The 16,354-nt window shown below is 71.5% G+C and carries 14 protein-coding genes; 10 read left to right on the top strand and 4 right to left on the bottom strand.

Features of this window, described 5'->3' with window-relative positions; all coding sequences use genetic code 11:
* Nucleotides 1–19: 19 nt before the first annotated feature.
* Together NLX83_RS27280 and NLX83_RS27275 are read left to right on the top strand one after the other, a co-directional pair.
* Entirely contained in the window at nucleotides 20–1,495 is a 1,476-nt protein-coding gene (locus NLX83_RS27280) for an FAD-dependent monooxygenase (protein WP_254238036.1), read from the top strand.
* The gene (locus NLX83_RS27275) at nucleotides 1,492–2,103 is read left to right on the top strand and encodes a TetR/AcrR family transcriptional regulator (RefSeq protein WP_254238035.1); all 612 of its coding nucleotides are present in this window, start codon (nucleotides 1,492–1,494) and stop codon (nucleotides 2,101–2,103) included. The genes NLX83_RS27280 and NLX83_RS27275 overlap by 4 nt, the downstream gene beginning before the upstream one ends.
* A 17-nt stretch (nucleotides 2,104–2,120) precedes the next feature.
* On the opposite strand, the gene NLX83_RS27270 is transcribed toward NLX83_RS27275, so the two are convergent.
* Nucleotides 2,121–2,819 carry a hypothetical protein gene (locus tag NLX83_RS27270; RefSeq protein WP_254238034.1) on the bottom strand — a complete coding sequence of 233 codons (699 nt, stop codon included), beginning with the start codon at nucleotides 2,817–2,819 and terminating at the stop codon, nucleotides 2,121–2,123.
* Between the two features lie 57 nt (nucleotides 2,820–2,876).
* Between NLX83_RS27270 and NLX83_RS27265 the strand changes: the two genes are divergently transcribed.
* Together NLX83_RS27265 and NLX83_RS27260 are read left to right on the top strand one after the other, a co-directional pair.
* On the top strand, nucleotides 2,877–5,924 hold the full coding sequence (locus NLX83_RS27265) for a UvrD-helicase domain-containing protein (RefSeq protein ID WP_254238033.1): 3,048 nt from the start codon (nucleotides 2,877–2,879) through the stop codon (nucleotides 5,922–5,924).
* A 135-nt stretch (nucleotides 5,925–6,059) separates the two neighbouring features.
* Nucleotides 6,060–6,818 carry a hypothetical protein gene (locus NLX83_RS27260; protein ID WP_254238032.1) on the top strand — a complete coding sequence of 253 codons (759 nt, stop codon included), beginning with the start codon at nucleotides 6,060–6,062 and terminating at the stop codon, nucleotides 6,816–6,818.
* Nucleotides 6,819–7,426: 608 nt separating this feature from the next.
* Here the strand turns inward: NLX83_RS27260 and NLX83_RS27255 are convergent.
* Nucleotides 7,427–8,380 (bottom strand): threonine ammonia-lyase, encoded by a 954-nt coding sequence (locus NLX83_RS27255; RefSeq protein ID WP_254238031.1) that lies wholly within the window; start codon nucleotides 8,378–8,380, stop codon nucleotides 7,427–7,429.
* 71 nt (nucleotides 8,381–8,451) lie between these two features.
* On the opposite strand from NLX83_RS27255, the gene NLX83_RS27250 reads away from it, so the two are divergent.
* A complete protein-coding gene (locus NLX83_RS27250; protein ID WP_254238030.1) occupies nucleotides 8,452–8,925 on the top strand; it encodes an Lrp/AsnC family transcriptional regulator in 474 nt (157 codons plus the stop codon).
* 341 nt (nucleotides 8,926–9,266) lie between these two features.
* Nucleotides 9,267–9,425 (top strand): hypothetical protein, encoded by a 159-nt coding sequence (locus NLX83_RS27245; RefSeq protein ID WP_254238029.1) that lies wholly within the window; start codon nucleotides 9,267–9,269, stop codon nucleotides 9,423–9,425.
* Between the two features lie 98 nt (nucleotides 9,426–9,523).
* Here NLX83_RS27245 and NLX83_RS27240 read toward each other — a convergent pair whose 3' ends face one another.
* A complete protein-coding gene (locus tag NLX83_RS27240; protein ID WP_254238028.1) occupies nucleotides 9,524–10,462 on the bottom strand; it encodes a LysR family transcriptional regulator in 939 nt (312 codons plus the stop codon).
* 102 nt (nucleotides 10,463–10,564) lie between these two features.
* Here NLX83_RS27240 and NLX83_RS27235 point away from each other — a divergent pair, with 102 nt between their 5' ends.
* From NLX83_RS27235 to NLX83_RS27220, 4 genes are read left to right on the top strand one after another with little or no spacing between them, the layout of a single operon-like run.
* A complete protein-coding gene (locus tag NLX83_RS27235) occupies nucleotides 10,565–12,109 on the top strand; it encodes an aldehyde dehydrogenase family protein (RefSeq protein ID WP_254238027.1) in 1,545 nt (514 codons plus the stop codon).
* Nucleotides 12,110–13,258, top strand: coding sequence for an NAD(P)/FAD-dependent oxidoreductase (locus NLX83_RS27230; RefSeq protein WP_254238026.1), 1,149 nt, complete (start codon nucleotides 12,110–12,112; stop codon nucleotides 13,256–13,258).
* 8 nt (nucleotides 13,259–13,266) lie between these two features.
* Nucleotides 13,267–14,598: a hypothetical protein gene (locus tag NLX83_RS27225; RefSeq protein WP_254238025.1), complete on the top strand. Its 1,332-nt coding sequence runs from the start codon at nucleotides 13,267–13,269 to the stop codon at nucleotides 14,596–14,598.
* Nucleotides 14,599–14,601: 3 nt separating this feature from the next.
* Complete coding sequence (locus NLX83_RS27220; RefSeq protein ID WP_254238024.1) at nucleotides 14,602–15,741, top strand: Glu/Leu/Phe/Val family dehydrogenase; 1,140 nt, start codon at nucleotides 14,602–14,604, stop codon at nucleotides 15,739–15,741.
* Here the strand turns inward: NLX83_RS27220 and NLX83_RS27215 are convergent.
* Nucleotides 15,725–16,252, bottom strand: coding sequence for a hypothetical protein (locus NLX83_RS27215; protein ID WP_254238023.1), 528 nt, complete (start codon nucleotides 16,250–16,252; stop codon nucleotides 15,725–15,727). The two genes, NLX83_RS27220 and NLX83_RS27215, sit on opposite strands and share 17 nt — an antisense overlap.
* Between the last annotated feature and the right edge of the window lie 102 nt (nucleotides 16,253–16,354).

Raw genomic sequence — 16,354 nt, 5'->3', positions numbered from 1 at the left:
TTCAAATCGAGGAGACGCGATGGAGCAGGTGCTGGTCGTGGGCGCGGGACCGACGGGGCTGACGCTGGCGTGCGGGTTGGCCGCGCACGGGGTGGCGGTGCGAGTGGTCGATCGCGCCGCCGGACCGGCAGTGACGTCTCGGGCGAACATCCTGCACGCGCGCGGCGTGGAAGTGCTCCGACGCGTGGGCGCGCTCGGTGATCTCCGGGAACGGTCGCTGGCACCGGTCGGAATGCGGATGCACGTGCGGTCACGGCCGATCGCGACCATGCGCTTCGCCCCGGACACCACGGAGTCCGTGCAGGCGCTGTTCGTCTCCCAGGCCCAGATCGAGGAGCAGCTGCGGCGTCGGCTGAGTGAGCTTGGAGTCGAGGTCGAGTGGGGCACGGAGGTGACCGCCGCGAGCCAGGACGACGACGGCGTGACGGTCGAGTTCGCGGAGGCGACACCGGCCCGGGTCGGCTGGCTCGTGGGCTGCGACGGCGCCCGCAGCAGGGTGCGCGAGCTGGCCGGGATCGAGTTCCCCGGCGCTTCGGTGGTCGAGCAGTTCCTCCTGGCCGACGTCCTCGCCGACTGGGATCGGGACCGCACCATGTCGGCGGGGTTCTACCACCGCGACGGGTTGCTGCTGGCGATTCCCATGCGCGGCGAGAACCTGTGGCGCCTCATGGCCGACGTGCCCGTGGCTGACCAGCGCCTGAGCCCCGCCGACATCGTGGCGCACTTCGAGCGCCTGCTGCCCGAGCGTGCCGGGGAGACCGGCGTGCGCATCCGTGAGGCGGTGTGGACCTCGGTGTTCCGCATCCACCGCAGGCTCGCGACGGACTACCGCCGCGGGCGGGTCCTGCTCGCCGGGGACGCCGCGCACATCCACAGCCCGATCGGCGGCCAAGGCATGAACACCGGCATCGGTGACGCCGAGAACCTCGCGTGGAAGCTCGCGCTGGTGGTGCGCGGCCTGGCGAACGAGGAGCTGCTCGACACCTACACCGCGGAGCGCCGCCCCCTGGCCACCGAGGTGCTGCGCACCACCACGAACAACACCAAGATCCTCGTCGGGGACAGCGCGGCGGCGCGGTTCGTGCGCGATCGGATCTTCATCCCGCTGCTCAACTCATCAGCGGTGCAGGCGAAAGCCAGCCGCACCGCCTCGCAGCTCTGGGTGAGCTACCGGAAGGGGCCGCTCGGCGGCCGTGGCGGCTCGCCCCGGCCCGGCGACCGCGTCCCCGACCGCGACTGCACCCGCGCTGATGGCAGTCCGACCCGGTTGCACGACGAACTGCTCCCGGCGTGGGCGCTCCTCGCCCGGCCCGGCACCGACGCCGACGCGCTCCTGGGTGCCGCTCGCGAGCACGTCACCGTCTTGTTCGCCGACGACCTGTCCGGATCGCCGCTGCTCATCCGGCCTGACGGGCACCTCGCGTGGCGCGGCGACGACCCGATGGAACTGCGCCGATGGTTCGCCGACACGCTGCACGCCAGGATGGGCGCGTGACCACGGAGAAACCACGTCGCGAGGGACCTGGACGGCCGCGTGACCCCCAGGCCGACGCGGCGATCCTGCGCGCCGCCGTCGACATGCTCGTCGAACGCGGTGTCGACCAGACGAGCATGGAAGGGATCGCCAAGCGCGCGGGCGTGGCCAAGGTGACCGTCTACCGGCGGTGGAAGTCCAAGGAAGACCTGCTCGCACAGGCGATCGAAGCCGCTCGGGAAGACATCCCCGACGCCTCCGCGGCTCCTTCGGCCGAGGCGTTGCCGGACGTGCTCGAAACGCTGCTGCCGCAGTGGGGGGAGGTGCTGGCCGACCCGAAGTACCGGGCTCTGTCGGCGCGGCTGCTGGGCGCGGGCCCCGATCACCCCGGGCTGCTGGCGGCCTACTGGAACCACCACGTCCTGCCGCGTCGCCTGCGGGCCCGCGCCGCTCTGCTGCAATCCCAGACCGCCGGTCTGCTCCCGCCGGAGACCGATGTCGACGTGCTGCTCGACATGATGTCGGGCGCCGTGATCCAGTACCTGCTTCTGGAGCCGGGCCCGCCCAAGCCCGCCGACATCACCGATTACCTGCGCAGACTCCTCCGTCAGGCAGGTTTCCCGGTGTGAGCACCACACCTGCTCCGCTACAGCTGTGGTGCTAGCACCAGGGTCTGGTTCTCGCCCGGGTCGGTCGTGCCCGGGACCGTGAGCACCCGCGCGGAGACGCCGTCGAGGTCGGCCAGCAACCGCTCCAGGTCCTCGTAGGGCGCGCCGGAGGAGTCGTTGAGCGGGTGCAGCCGGACCTCGGTGGCCACCCGCAGCAGCTCCCGGACCGCCGCGAGGTGGAACGCGTAGTCGAACTGGTCGGCGTAGGTGAACAGCAGGAACCCCGAGACCGCCAGCGCGAAGCTGTCGTCGGCGAAGGGAAGCTCGGGCAGCAGCGCCGCGCGGTAGTGGCCGGTGCCTTCGGCCTTGTCCCGGGCGAAGTCGGCGAGGAACGTCCGGGCCGACCGCTCCCACACCGGCGAGTGCTCCCAGACACCGTTCTCGTCGAAGAAGAACCGGTCAGGCTGCGTCCTGGCCCACTCGGTGGCCTGCGTCCGGCCCGCGTCGATCCGCTCGGCGAGGGTGTCGACGGGGAGCTCGTAGGACGGGTCCACGCTGACGGCCCGGCCGCCGCGCGCCCGCAGCTCGGCGGCGAACTCGCTGGCGCCACCCGGGCAGTCCAGCACCAGCCCGGCCAGCAGCTCCGCCTCGGTGACGGCGAACTGGTCCAGGTAGTTGCCAAAGGTGCGGGAGCTGATCAGCACCGGGCCGACCAGGGACCGGGATTCCTGTGTCATGGGCCAGATCCTGCCAGTGCGCGAGGCTGTCAGGGGGCCGTGCAAAGATCACGCCCCGTGCGCTTCTACGCCGATCTGCACATCCATTCCAAGTACTCCAGGGCGTGCAGCCGCAACTGCGACCTGCACCACCTGACCAAGTACGCCCGCCTCAAGGGGATCTCCCTCGTCGGGACGGGTGACTTCACCCATCCCGCGTGGTTCGAGCACCTGCGCGAGTGCCTGGTGCCCGCCGAGCCGGGGCTGTTCCGGATGCGCGAGGAGATGGACCGCGACATCCGCCGCACCGTGCCGCCGAGCTGCACCGGCGGCGAGGTCCGCTACATGCTCTCGGTGGAGATCTCCACGATCTACAAGCGCGGCGACCGCACCCGCAAGGTGCACCACCTCATCTACATGCCGGACTTCGAGTCGGCCGCGGAGTTCAACGCGCGGCTGGGCCGGATCGGCAACCTCGGCTCGGACGGGCGGCCCATCCTCGGCCTGGACTCCCGCGACCTGCTGGAGATCACGCTCTCCAGCGGTTCCGGCGGGTACCTGGTGCCCGCGCACATCTGGACGCCGTGGTTCGCCGCACTCGGCTCGAAGTCCGGGTTCGACGCGATCGCCGACTGCTACGCGGACCTGGCCGACCACATCTTCGCCGTGGAGACCGGCCTCTCCAGCGATCCGGCGATGAACTGGCAGGTCTCCGGGCTCGACCGGTACCGGCTGGTCAGCAACTCCGACGCGCACTCCCCGCCGATGCTCGGCCGCGAGGCCACGGTCTTCGAGACCGGCATGGACTACTTCGCGATCCGCCGCGCCCTGGAGACCGGCGACGGCTTCGGCGGCACCGTGGAGTTCTTCCCCGAGGAGGGCAAGTACCACCTCGACGGGCACCGCAAGTGCGACGTGCGGATGGAGCCGGAACAGACCCGAGAGCACAACGCGATCTGCCCGGAGTGCCGCAAGCCGCTGACCGTGGGCGTGCTCAACCGGATCTCCGAGCTGGCCGACCGGCCCTACGGCACGCGTCCCGAGGGCGCGGCGGGCTTCCGCAACCTGATCCCGCTGCCGGAGATCATGGGCGAGATCCTCGGCGTGGGGCCCAAGAGCAAGAAGGTGCAGGCCGAGGTCGCGGCGCTGACCGCGGCGCACGGGCCCGAACTGTCCATTTTGGACGATGTGCCGCTCGACGACCTGGCCGCGTCCTCGACCCTGGTCGGCGAGGCGATCGGCAGGCTGCGCCGCGGCGAGGTGATCCGCGACTCCGGCTACGACGGCGAGTACGGCGTGATCAAGCTGTTCGAGCCGGGGGAGCTGCACCGCGCCAAGTCCAAGGCCACGTTGAGCCTGTTCGACGTGGACATCGCCCCCGAGCCCGCTCCCGCGCCGAAGGTGTACGCGGCGCCCGCCCCGGGTCCTCTTGTCGAGGAGCCCGCGCGTCCGGCTCCGGTCGACGGCACGCTGCTGGGCGGGCTCGACCCGGACCAGCACGCGGCCGCGGAGCTGACCGAGGGGCCGTCGCTGATCATCGCCGGTCCGGGCACGGGCAAGACCCGCACGCTGACCCACAAGATCGCCCATCTCGTGACGGCGTGCGGCGTTCCGGCGCAGCGGTGCCTGGCGATCACGTTCACCCGCCGCGCCGCCGAGGAGATGGCCGAACGCCTCGCCGCGCTCGTCCCGGAGCACGCGCCGAAGCTGACGATCGCGACCTTCCACGCCCTCGGCGTGCGGATTCTGCGCGAGCAGCACGCTCGCGTCGGCCTGACCTCGCGCTTCGGCATCGCCGACGAGGCCGCGCAGCTGACCGTGCTGGCCGAACTGGTGGGCGAGGAGTCGGCGAAGCGCGCTTTGTCGTCGTTGTCGTCGGACGCGGAGCTCTCCGATCGCTACACCGAGGCGTTGCGCGCGAAGGACCTGGTGGACTTCGACGACCTGATCACGGTGCCGGTGCGGCTGCTGGAGTCTTCGCCAGAGGTTGCCGCGCACTACCGCGAGCGCTTCCAGTGGATCTCCGTCGACGAGTACCAGGACGTGGACGAGACCCAGTACCGGCTGCTGCGGCTGCTCGCCCCGGAGAACGGCAACCTGACCGCGATCGGCGACCCGGACCAGGCGATCTACCGCTTCCGCGGCGCCGACGTCGGGTTCTTCCTGCGGTTCCAGGAGGACTACCCCGGCGCGCGCACCGTGCGGCTGACCCGCAACTACCGCTCCGGCCCGCACATCCTGGCCGGGGCGGTGCAGGCCATCACCCCGACCACGCTCGTGCCCGGCCGCGAGCTGACGGCGTCGGGCCACCACCCGGAGCCCGCGCTGATCGGCCTGCACCACGCGACCGACGAGCACGGCGAGGCCGCGTTCGTGGCGCGCACGATCGACCAGCTGCTCGGCGGCTCGTCGTTCCACTCCCTCGACAGCGGCCGCGTCACCGGCGACGGCACCCAGGGCCTGGGCTTCGCCGACTTCGCCGTGCTCTACCGCACCGACGCCCAGGCCAAAGCGATCATGGAGGCGCTGACCAGGGCGGGCGTGCCGTTCCAGAAGCGCTCCCACGACCGCCTCGCCGACCGGCCCGGGGTCCGCGAGATCGTCCGCGAACTGCACTTCGAGGGCACCTCCGGCAGCGTTCTTGAGCGGATTCACCAAGCCGCGACGCCGGAGACGCACGCCGCGATCGACCTGCTCGCCCCGTTGGCGCGGCGCTGCGGTGACGACCTGGAGCGCTTCCGCACCGAGATCGCCCTGGGCGCCGAGGTCGACACGTGGGACCCGAAGGCCGACCTGGTGGCGCTGCTGACCCTGCACGCCGCGAAGGGCCTGGAGTTCCCGGTGGTGTTCGTGGTCGGCTGCGAGGACGGCCTGCTGCCGATGCGGTGGCCGGGCGCCGAACCGGACCCGGAGGAGGAGAACGAGGAGCGGCGGCTGTTCTTCGTCGGCATGACCCGCGCGCAGCGGCACCTCTACCTCAGCCACGCCGCGCAACGCGTCCGCCAGGGCACCTCCCGCCCCATGCCGCCGTCACCGTTCCTGGCCGACCTGAACTCCGCAGTACTGGAGCGATTCGGCGAGGCGAATCCACCGCGCCGCAAGCCCACCCAGCTCCGCCTGCTCTAGCCCATCCCCCCGCAAACCCTCCACATCCCCCGCACACACCACGTAAACTGGACCTATGCACCCCAACCGCCCCCACACCCAACGCAGGGCGGCCTCAACCTAGATCTTGGCGGCCTCAGCGCGGGACGGGGTCTGGTGGACTTCCTGGTCGATGTGATCATCTCGGGCACTGTGCGTGGCGCTGACGCCTACTGCACGCCCGAGGAGGTCGAGTCGATCCTGGGCTCCGGTTTCGTGGTGAACCGGGGCCGGAATTCGCTGTCCTACGAGTACGGGTCGGTGGACTTCTACTGGACGCGCCGGACCTCGCAGGATCGGTGGTCCGGGACGTGGTTCGGCGTCTCGCCACCTGATCCGCCGCCGTTCGGCCCCGTGCGCGCGGCCGTGGAGGTCCGGGGCTTTTCGTTGCGGCGCTTGGACAGCGACTCGTGGTGGCAGCCCGAGTCAGCTGCCCTGATCCGCGTCGAGGACGACCGCGTCCACCGCGTCTGGGCCCCGCACCAGCCCCGTCCGGCCAAGGAGTTCCCGAGCCTGAACAAGCAGGCCGTCACCCACCTGCGCTCCGCGACGCCCGCCGAGCGCGAGTCCTGGCTGGCCAAGCGCTTGCCCGCGAGCGAGGACCGGCTCGAATGGTGGCGCTGCCTGCTCGCCACGATCCGCATCCGCGAGCACGAGCGCCACGGCCCCGACTGGCCCTGGCTGCCGCTCTACCGCTGGGCCCTCTCGCGCGCCGAGCTGCCTCCGCACGAGCACGCGCTCCTGTTCGCCGCCGCCGTCCCCGACGAGGCCGCCCGCGTGTGTGCGGCGGCCCTGCCCCCGGCCACCGCGGGCACCACCCCTGAGGCCGTCCGCTCCACCCGCATCCGCCGCGCCCTCCTGACCGCCATGCGGTGAACTGCACTTTAGGCAAGGATTCGGGCGTCCCTGGCTGCTGTGCTGCAACCGGCACTTTGCTGTAGACGTGGGTGGTCATCGACTGGTCGGGCGGGACGCCGAGCTGGCCACCGCGCCGATCGTGACCGCGGTCCGCCTGTACCTGTCCGGGTTGCCTGATCACCGACGGGCACGGCTCGTCGACGGTTTGCCGGAGCTCGGCCGGTTGCTCGGGGAATCGCACCTTCCGCTCGCGCCCCCGTCGGGCGATCCGGCGATGGAGCGGACTCGGACGTTCGAGGCGATGACGCGAGGTTGGCCGGTCTTCAAGTACCCCCAACCCCGGTCCCAGATGTCGCAAACCGCAGCAAACCCCAGGGGGAGAGCTGGGTTTGCTGCGGTTTGCGACCTGCCAGGCGGGGGTTGGGGGGACTTGAAGACCGCAGAACCCCGGTTCGTGACGCCTGCGATGGAGGGGGTCGTTGGGGTGGGCGGAGAACGGGGAGATGTGCCGGGCGGAGAGCGGGCGATGGAGTGCGCGGAGAGCGGGGTGTTGGGGATGGGCCGGGGATGTGTCAGGGGGACGGGGCCCTGGGAAGGGGGCGGTGGGTGTGGGACGACGGGGCGGGCTAGGTGGTGAGGAGAGCGGCGCGGACGTGCTCGGGGCGGGGGTTGGCGCCGGTGAGGATGATCGCGACGCGGTCGCCGGGGATCTCGTGCTCGGTCAGCGCGGCGAGGGGCGCGGCGCCCGCGGGTTCGAGGAGCACGCCCACGGTGTGCGCGGCCAGGCCCATGGCGTTGAGCAGGGCCGACTCGCTCACCAGGACCATGTCGTCGACGAGCGTGCGCATGCGGTTGACGGCGTCCATCACGGGGCGCCGCAGCGCGATGCCGTCCGCGATGGTGTCGACGGAGTCGGTCGCGACGGCGGCACCGGCGCGCCAGCTGCGCTCGGGTGCGGGGGCGCCCGCCGCGCACACGCCGACGACGCGGGTCCGCGGGGAGTGGTGCTTGATCCAGGTCGCGACGCCGGTGATCAACGCGCCGTCGCCGACGGGCACCACGACGGTGTCGAAGCCGCCAGCGGCGAGCAGTTCCACGCCGATGCTGCCGTTGCCCTCGGCGATCGCGCTCTCGGCGCCCTCCTCGACGAAGAGCCTGCCGGGCGCCTCGGCGGCGTAGGCGCGGGCGTGGTCCTTGGCGCCGTCGCAGTCGGGCCCGGACACGACGACGTTCGCGCCGAGGGCCCGCATCCTGGCGAGCTTGTCGGGGTTGATGTCCTCGCCGACGTGCACGCGCACCGGGATGCCCCTGGCCCGGCCGACGTAGCCGAGGGCCTGGCCGAAGTTGCCCGCGGAGCCGCAGACCAGTTCGACGTCGGGGGAGACGCGGGCGGCGAAGGTGTCGGCGCCGCGGCCTTTGAAGCAGCGCAGCGGGTTGGCGGTCTCCAGCTTGACCAGCACCTGGCGGCCGAGCCGCGCGCTGAGGCTCTCCTCGACGAACTGGGGGCTGTCCCGGAAGACCGGGTCGATCTCCTTGCTCGCGCGTTCGATGCCTGCGAGGTCCAGCGCCGGGGTGCTCATGATCGAGGACGCTAATCGAGGTGGGGCGGGGCGCGATTGAAAGTTCGCCCGCTGCCACGCACAATTTTTGCGTGCGGGCGCAACTGGACGACATCGACCACCTGCTCCTCGGCCTGGTCCAGGAGGACGCGTCGCGGACGCTGCACGAGCTGGGCGAGGCGGTCGGACTGTCGCCGAGCGCGGTGCAGCGCAGGCTGACCCGGTACCGGGAGAGCGGGCTGCTGCGGCGGCAGATCGCGGTGCTGGACCCGGACGTGCTGGGGCAGACGATGTTCGCGCTGGTGCTGGTGGCGCTGGAGCGGGAGTCCGTCGAGCACCACCGGCGGTTCACCGAGCGGGTGCGGGGGCTGCCGGAGGTGCAGCAGTGCTACTCCCTCGCCGGGAAATGGGACTACGCGCTGGTGCTCGTCGCGTCGGGGATCGCGCACTGCCGGGAGGTCGCCGCGCGGTTGTTCCTCAGTGACGACAACGTCCGCCGCTACGACACGATGCCGGTCTTCGACGTGGTCAAGCGCGGGTTGGACGTGCCGACGCGGTGGAGCTGATCGCGGAGATGTGATCCAGCCACGAATCGCTAACGAACAGGTGTTTCCGCTTCGGTAACCCGGCGCCCCGGGCGCATGCTGCTTTCACGTTCAACAACAAGCGTTCCGGAAAGTCCACTGTGGACTTCCCGGTCCGGTTGTCACGATGACGGCAGCAGGGTGCGGCAGGGGCGCCCTCCTGGCGTTGCGCCATTGGTGGGGCGTGATCGTGACACCAACATGACCGTTCGGGCCCCCTTCACGTGTCGGGTAAGGGGGCCCGAACGGTCGTATGTAAGGGGTCGTAAGGCCCGATGCACGTGATCATCCGATGTCCGGCCCCATGCCTTACGGCGACTCTCGTGAGCACACCGAGAGCGAAGGGGTCCGAAGTGGACATGTGGAGCCAGGAACAGGTCAAGGCCGAGGTCGCCTACCGCCGCGAGCGCGCCCTGCGCGCCGGCCGCCGCGTCCGCGTCACCGCGAAAAAGCGTTGGTGGGTGCGGGGGAAGGCAACCTAGCGCGCCCGACCGCGCACCACCCGGCCGCTGGGGAGGATCGGCCCCCAGCGGCCATTTTTCATGCCATCGCCTGGCGTGGCGACCGAGGCGTCGTCGATCTATTCCTGGGGCTGAGCTCCCACTGGGGTGAGGAACTCCCCGGCCACCGCGCCACAAGCCGCCGTCAGGGCGGCGAGCGCGGGAGCCAGCAGGGGGTTGGTGTTCGCCGTGCGGTGCAGTGCGAGGACGCCGCGCCGGACGGCGTCGCCGGTGGGGCGGAGCGCGCGCAGGTCGCTGGCCGGTTGGTGGCCCAACGCGGGAACCAACGCGACTCCGACGCCCGCGGACACCAAGCCCTGCACCACGTCGTAGTCGTTGCTGCGGTAGGCGATGCGCGGCACGAAGTCGTGGGCGGCGCACAACCGCAACAGGCACGTCGAGCCCGCTGAGCCATCGCGGCTGGCGATCCACGTGGCCTCACGCAAGGACTCCAGGCGCACGCGGTCGCCACGGGCCGCGCCGTGGTCGGTGGGCAGCAGGACGACCAGGGTCTCCTCCAGCAGCGGCGTGACCGTCAGCTCGTCCGGCCACGTGCGGGGCACCAGGTCGTAGGCGTAGACCAGCGCGATGTCGAGGTCGCCGCGCAGCACGGCGGGCAGGCAGTCGTCGGGCTCGTTCTCATCGAGCAGGATCTCGGCGTCCGGCCGCTCGCGGGTCAGGCTGGCGATGGCGTGCGGCACGACGCGCGCACCGGCGGTCGGGAAGGTGCCCAGCCGCAGCCGCCCGAGCCGCCCGGAGGTGAACGCGCCGATCTCCTCCTCCAGCCCCTCCAGCGCGGCCAGCAGTTCGGCGCCGCGTTCGGCGATGAACCGGGCGGCGTCGGCGGTGCGGACGCTGTGCGCGGCGCGCTCGAACAACGGGATGCCGATCGCGCGTTCGAGTGCGGAGACCTGCTGGGAGACGGCCGATGGGGTGTATCCGAGCTCGCGGGCGGCCTCGGCGAAGGACCCGGTGCGGACCACGGCGGACAGCGTGCGCAGGTGCAACGGGTTGAGCATCAGCACAACTTACGCTCAAGGCCACCAGCTCGCGGTCTGCTCCCTCTTGGCCGCGTCAGCCTCCACCGCCAAGGTGGGGTGAGCCCCCAGGAAGGACTATCCGTGTCTCGTCTTGCCTCCGTTGTCGCGGGCACCCCCGTCACCGGGACCACCGTCTACCGCTCGACCAGCCCCGCGAACACCGCTGACCTGGTCGCCGAGGTCTCCCTGAGCGACTCGGGCACCTTCGTCCGGGCCGCGGAGGCGGCGAAGGCGGCGCAGCGCGAGTGGGCACGGGTCCCGGCTCCGGTGCGTGGTCAGGTGATCGCCAACATCGGCCGCCTGGTCTCGGCGAACGCCGACGCGCTTGCCCGCCTGGTGACCCGCGAGATCGGCAAGCCGCTCGCCGAGGCGCGCGGTGAGGTGCAGGAGATCGTCGACACCTGCGACTTCTTCCTCGGCGAGGGCCGCCGCCTGTACGGGCAGACCGTGCCGTCGGAGATGCCGGACAAGCAGCTGTTCACCTTCCGCGCCCCGGTCGGCGTGGCGGCGGTGATCACCGCGGGGAACTTCCCGGTCGCGGTGCCCTCCTGGTACCTGGTGCCCGCGCTGCTGTGCGGCAACGCGGTCGTGTGGAAGCCCGCCGAGTACGCCTCCGCCAGCGCGAAGGCGGTGTTCGACCTGTTCACCAGGGGCGGCCTGCCCGAGGGTGTGCTGAACCTGGTCTTCGCCGAGGGGGCGGAGACCTTCAGCGGCCTGGAGCGGTCGCTGGAGATGGGGCTGGTGCACAAGGTCGGGTTCACCGGGTCGAGCGAGGTCGGCTCGCGCATCGGTGAGCTGTGCGGCCGCCACCTCCAGACCCCGTGCCTGGAACTGGGCGGCAAGAACCCGATGGTGGTCACCGGGGACGCGGACCTGGACCTGGCCGTGGAGGGCGCGTTGTTCTCCGGGTTCGGCACCGCCGGGCAGCGCTGCACGTCGCTGGGCACGGCGATCGTGCACGAGTCGGTGCACGCGGAGTTCCTGGACCGCCTGGTCGCGGCGACCGAGGCGGCGCGCGTGGGCGACCCGGCGCAGGGCGTGCTCTTCGGGCCGATGCTCAACCAGCGCTTCGCCGACAACCACGAGCGGCACCTGGAGTGGATCGGCGAGCACCACCGCGTGCTGGGCTCCACCGGCACGGGCCGGATCACCTCGGCCAACCCGCGCAAGGACTTCGTCGGCGATCCCGAGGCTGGGCTGTTCTACCACCCGGTGATCGTGGACGGGGTGCGCTCCGACGACCGGATCTTCCTGGAGGAGACCTTCGGCCCGCTGGTCGGCGTGATGACCTACCGCGAGCTGGACGAGGCGATCGAGCTGGGCAACCTGCCCGGCTACGGCCTGTCCTGCTCGATCTACACCACCGACCCGGCGAAGGCGTTCCGGTTCCGCCAGGGCATCGGCGCGGGCATGGTCAGCGTCAACAACTCCACCTCCGGCGCCGAGGCGCACCTGCCCTTCGGCGGCAACGGGCGCTCCGGCAACGGCTCGCGCCAGTCCGGCGTGTGGGTGCTGGACCAGTTCACCCGCTGGCAGTCGATGAACTGGGACTACTCGGGCCGGTTGCAGAAGGCGCAGATGGACGTGCTCGAAGTGACCGCTGACCTGGACTTCCGGTTGTCCTAAGTGGACTCCGCGGGTGTGGTGATCATCGGCGGCGGAGTGGTGGGCACGAGCATCGCCTTCCACCTCGCCGAGGCCGGGGTGCGCGACGTCCTGCTGCTGGAGCGCGGCGAGCTGGGGTCGGGCTCGACCTGCAAGGCGGCCGGTGGGGTCCGCGCCCAGTTCTCCGATGAGATCAACATCGAGCTGGGCGCGCGCAGCCTCGCCGCGTTCGCCCGCTTCGCGCGGCGCCCGGGGCAGGAGATCGACCTGCACCGCTCGGGCTACCTCTTCCTGTTGTCCCGCACGGAGGACGTGGCCGCCTTCGAGCGCAACGTGGCCTTGCAGAACGCGCTCGGCGTGCCCAGCCGGATGATCGACGTCGCCGAGGCCAGGCGGCTGTCCCCGCTGATCGAGCAGGACGACCTGCTGGCGGCGGCGTTCTCCCCGGAGGACGGGCACTGCACGCCGGAGTCGGTCGTGCTCGGCTACGCCACGGCCGCGCGGCGGCTCGGGGCGCGGTTGCGCACGCACGTCGCGGTCACGGGCATCGACACCGCCGGTGGTGAGGTGCGCGCGGTGCACACCGATCAGGGCCCGATCGCCACGGACACGGTGATCTGCGCGGCGGGCGCCTGGTCGCGGCAGGTGGGCGAGATGGCCGGGGTGGACCTGCCGGTGACGCCGCTGCGGCGGCAGATCCTGGTCACCGAGCCGATCCCCGGCCTGCCGGAGCTGGCGTTCACCATCGACTTCGCGAGCACCTTCTACTTCCACCGCGAGGGCCCCGGCCTGCTGATGGGCATGTCCGACCCCGACCAGGAGCCCGGCTTCCACCTGCACCGCGACGACGCGTGGCTGCCGGGGCTGAGCGAGGCGATCGGCCGCCGCGCGCCACGGCTGCTCGATGTGGGCGTCGCGTCGGGGTGGGCCGGGCTCTACGAGGTCACCCCGGACCACAACGCGCTGATCGGCGAGGACGCCTCGGTCGGCCGATTCCTGTACGCCACCGGCTTCTCCGGTCACGGGTTCCTCCAGGGGCCCGCGGTCGGCGAGGTGGTGCGCGATCTCTACCTCCAGCGAACCCCGGTGATCGACGTGACGAGCCTGAGCGCCCAGCGCTTCGGTTCGGAATCAGACACGGCGCACCGGCCCGAACTCAACTGCGTGTAGGAGTGGTGATGGCGGAGTTCACGTGGGAGCTGCAACCGCGGGCGGAGGCCCTGGTCGACGAGCTCGTGGACGCGGCGGTGCTCAACAGCCCGCGGCTCTCGGCGCTCGCGCGCAGCCTCGGGGCGCGGACGTCGACGCGGTTGCAGGACTGGCTCGACCACATCGGCGGGCCGGTCTCCGACGAGCAGCTGATCGAGGTCGGCTACGTCGAGGTGCTGCCCGACCTGTGGCGGCACCCCGGCGCGCAGCTGCCCGCGATCGTGCCCAGTGACCGCCGCGCGGTCGCGTTGCGGGTGGACGACGCTGGCGTGTTCGCGGTCGCGCAGGGCTCCGCCGCCGGTGTGCAGGGCAGCCCGCGGTCGGGTTTCCGCAGCGCGGTGGTCTCCGGCACCGACGCGGTGGTGATCGCCGGGGTGGAGCGCCGGTCGTGGGCCTGTGGTGTCACACCGCAGGAGTTCGACCCGGGCGAGGTGCTGCGCGCCGCGCAGGCGTGGCGGTTGCTGGCGGAACGCCCGCGTGGGTTCGGCGGCCGCGACGAGGTGGTCGCGGCGACCGAGCTGATGGCCCAGGTGGTGAAGCTGGTCGGGTCGGACCTGGCGGCGAGCTACTTCCTGGAGCTGGAGCGGCAGTACTGGCAGCGGCGCAACACCGCCGCGGTGCTCCAGCACTCGCGGCAGGACCGGCTCGGCCTGGGCTGGGGCAACAACGACCACCACACGTTCCGGTCCGGCCGGGCGTGCTTCGACCAGGTGATCACCCTGCTCACGACCTTGGGGTTCGGGGTGCGGGAGCGGTTCTACGCGGGTGCGGAGGCCGGGTGGGGCGCGCAGGTCCTGGAGCACCCCGGCTGTGGTGGAGTGATCTTCGCCGACGTGGACCTGAACCCGGAGGACGTCGACCTGGACTTCGCCCACGTGCAGCTGGCCGAGGGCGGCAAGCTCGGCACGGTGGGCCTGTGGTGCGCGCTGCACGGGGAGTCGATCCTCGCGGCGGGCATGCACCACCTGGAGGGGCAGTTCGACTTCGACCGGCTCCGCGACGACCTCGGCGTGCTCGGCGTCGGGCACATGAAGCCGTTCTCCGACTTCCCGCACCTGCGGCAGGCGTTCACCGAGGCGGAGCGGTGGCCGGTGCGCCAGCTGCGGCTGGCCGAGCTGGTCGCGGCGGGGCAGATCGGCGAGGAGACCGCGGAGGAGTTCGGCAGGCTCGGCGCCGCGGGCTCGCACCTGGAGAACCTGGCCCGGCGCGGCGGCTTCAAGGGCTTCAACCAGCACAACGTCTCGACCACGATGCGCGCCACCGATCCGAGGATCTACCGGCCCGTGAACGCGGGTGAGTGAGCCGTGTTCGAGCTGATCGACGAGTGGGGCCCGGAGAAGGTCGTCGTCGTCTCCGACTCGCGCACGGGCATGCGCGGGGTGCTGGTCATCGACAACACCGCGCGCGGCGTCGGCAAGGGCGGCACGCGGATGAGCCCGACGCTGTCGGTGGCCGAGGTGGCGCGGCTCGCACGGGTGATGACGTGGAAGTGGGCGGGTGTCGACCTGTTCTACGGCGGCGCGAAGGCGGGCATCCGCTTCGATCCGGCGTCGCCGGACAAGGAGGCGGCGCTGAGGGCGTTCGTGCGGCGCTTGTCGAACGAGGTGCCGCGCGAGTACGTGCTCGGCCTGGACATGGGGCTGACCGAGCGCGACGCGGCAATCGTGCAGGACGAGCTGGGTGATCGTGGCGCGGCGGTCGGCACTCCGGCGGAGCTGGGCGGAGTGCCTTACGACGAGCTGGGCGTGACCGGTTTCGGCGTGGCGGAGACGGCGTCCGCGGCCTCAGCGGTGATCGGCGTGCCGCTGGCGGGGGCGCGGGTGTCGATCCAGGGCTTCGGCGCGGTCGGCTGGGCGGCGGCGAAGCGCTTCGCGGAGCTGGGCGCCACGGTCGTCGCGGTGTCCACAGTGGACGGAGCGCTGCACGATCCGTCCGGTTTGGACGTCGCCCGGTTGCTGGAGCTGCGCGCCGTGCACGGGGACGCGGTGGTGCGCGAGTACGGCGGTTCGCGGCTCCGGCCCGGCGAGGAGCTGCTGCTGGACGCGGAGATCCTGGTGCCCGCCGCGGTGCAGGACGTGATCTCCGAGGAGCTGGCGGCGCGGGTGAAGGCGCGGCTCGTGGTGGAGGGGGCGAACCTGCCGACCACTCCGGCCGCGCAGAAGGTGCTGGCGGAGCGCGGGATCACGGTGGTCCCGGACTTCGTGGCCAACGCCGGCGGTGTGGTGGCGGCCGCGTTCGCGATGGACGCGCGCTATTCGGCGTTCCGGCCCGATCCGGCGGAGATCTTCGCGACGATCGCGGCGAAGCTGCGCGGCAACACCGAACTGGTCCTGGCCGAGGCCGCGCGCCGGGAGCGCACGACGCACGAGGCGGCGCGCGAGCTGGCCCAGGACCGGGTGCGCGCCGCCATGGCGTTGCGGGGCAGGCTCAGTACTGGCAGCTGACGGAGAAGTCGTCCAGGCGGACCCATTCGCCGTCGTGGCCCCGGCCGTCGTCCTGCAGGATGACGAAGATCTTCAGCGTCCGAGGGCCGGTGATCTGGATTCCGCCGATGGTGATCGGCTCGTAGCCGCTGCCGGGGCGCAGGGAGGGCTGGACCCGGCGGCTGACCGTGTTGGTGTTGTCGTAGATGGCGATCTCGTCGACCTCCTTGCTGCGGTCGTTGAGCGGGTGCGCGTAGATCTGCACGGTGCACGTGCTCGGCCCGTCGACGCCGGTCTGCACCTCGGTGTAGAGATGGGCTCGGGCGCCCGCACCGCCGCCGACGTGCAGCCACGCGTTGTTCTGGCCGGTCCTGGCGTTGCCGGTGTTGATGTCGTACCCGGCATGGCCGACCGTGCGCCATTTCGTGGCGGGGGAGTTCTCGAAGCCGTCCTGGTACTGCCGTACTCCGGCGTGTGCCGTTCCGGCCAGCAACAGCATCGTGGCGGCGAGGGCGAGTGCCTTGATCTTCATGCGTTCAGGCTGTCCTGGTCGCATGGTGCTGCCAATGTGCGAAAGGGCAGCCTTACGTGCCCGCCCCTTCGACGATTAGCTGAAAATGATGAATGTTCGATC

The sequence above is a fragment of the Allokutzneria sp. A3M-2-11 16 genome (assembly GCF_024213555.1).
Classification (GTDB): Bacteria; Actinomycetota; Actinomycetes; order Mycobacteriales; family Pseudonocardiaceae; genus Allokutzneria.
This window is presented reverse-complemented; position numbering and strand designations above follow the sequence as displayed.